General features: G+C 73.3%; 2 protein-coding genes. One reads left to right on the plus strand and one right to left on the minus strand.

Going from position 1 to position 1,310, the window contains the following annotated elements:
• The coding region (locus ACWCO3_RS34645) for a hypothetical protein (RefSeq protein ID WP_450014231.1) at positions 1 to 265 on the plus strand (265 nt) is incomplete at its 5' end.
• A gap of 12 nt (positions 266 to 277) precedes the next feature.
• Here the strand turns inward: ACWCO3_RS34645 and ACWCO3_RS34650 are convergent.
• The coding region (locus ACWCO3_RS34650; RefSeq protein WP_450014233.1) for an RNA polymerase sigma factor at positions 278 to 1,310 on the minus strand (1,033 nt) is incomplete at its 5' end.

The raw sequence follows: 1,310 nt of genomic DNA on the forward strand, positions 1-1,310 counted from the left end.
GCTTCGACCTTTCCTCTCCACGTGGCATCCGCGATTGAGAGCGTGGGAGCTGGCCAACCCCGACGGGCCCGAGTCGGCCTGGCCCGACGACGCGGAGTGCCGCTCGGAGCTGGCCGCGATGCAGCTCCGGTTGCTGCGCTACGTCGAAGGGCTGGGCGAGCTCGCCCAGGTGCCCAACGTCGAGGACGTGATGGGCGGCATCATCGCCGAACCACCGACAGTTCCCGGTCAGCCGACACGACGGTCGGCGGTGGCGGACCAGTAGCGTCCGCCTGGGTCACTGCGGCGTCAGGGCCGCCGCGCGGGCGGTGAGGAAGGCCCGTTCCGCCGCGTTGTCCGTCAGTGCGACGGCGGTCCGGTACGCGTCGACGGCCTCGGCGTTGCGGCCGAGCCGGGCCAGCAGGTCAGCGCGGACCGCATGGTGCGGGTGGTAACTGGCCAGGTCGAGACGGTCCACCTCGGCGAGCGCGACTGTCGGTCCGGCCACCTCGGCGAGGGCGACCGCCCGGTTCAGCGCTACCACCGGGCTGGGGGCGATCCTCGTCAGGTGGTCGTACAGCTGGAGGATCTGGCTCCAGTCGGTGTCGGCGGCACGCGGGGCGGTGCTGTGCACGGCGGCGATCGCGGCCTGGATCTGGTACGGCCCGGGCTGGTCGCGACGCAGGCAGCGGCGGACCAGCGCCTGCCCCTCGGCCACCAGTTCGGCGTCCCACCTGCGCCGGTCCTGCCGGGGCAGCGGCACGAGGTCGCCGTCGGCGGTGGTCCGCGCGGCGCGGCGCGACTCGGTGAGCAGCATCAGTGCGAGCAGGCCGAGCGCCTCGGGCTCGTCCGGCATCAGCTCGACCAGCAGACGGGTCAGTCGGATGGCCTCGACGCACAGCTCGGCGCGGACCAGGTGCCGCCCGGCACTGGCCGTGTACCCCTCGTTGAAGATCAGGTAGAGCACCGCGAGGACGGCGTACAGCCGGTCGGGCAGGTCGGCGTCGCGGGGTATCCGGTACGGGATCCGGGCGTGACGGATCTTCGACTTGGCACGGACCAGCCGCTGCGCCATGGTCGGCTCGGGCACCAGGAACGCTCGGGCGATCTCGGCGGTGCTCAGTCCGCCGAGCAGGCGCAGGGTGAGGGCGACCCGGGCGGTCGGGGCGAGCGCCGGGTGACAGCAGGTGAAGATCAGCCGTAGCCGGTCGTCGCGCACAGGTCCCTCCTCGGCAGGGCCGTCGGTGGCGAACAGCAGGGACGCCTGGGCGTGCCGGTCGACCCGGGACGCCTCGCGGCGCAGCCGGTCGTACGCCCGGTTCCTGGCGGTG

Source organism: Micromonospora sp. NPDC002411 (assembly GCF_053592955.1).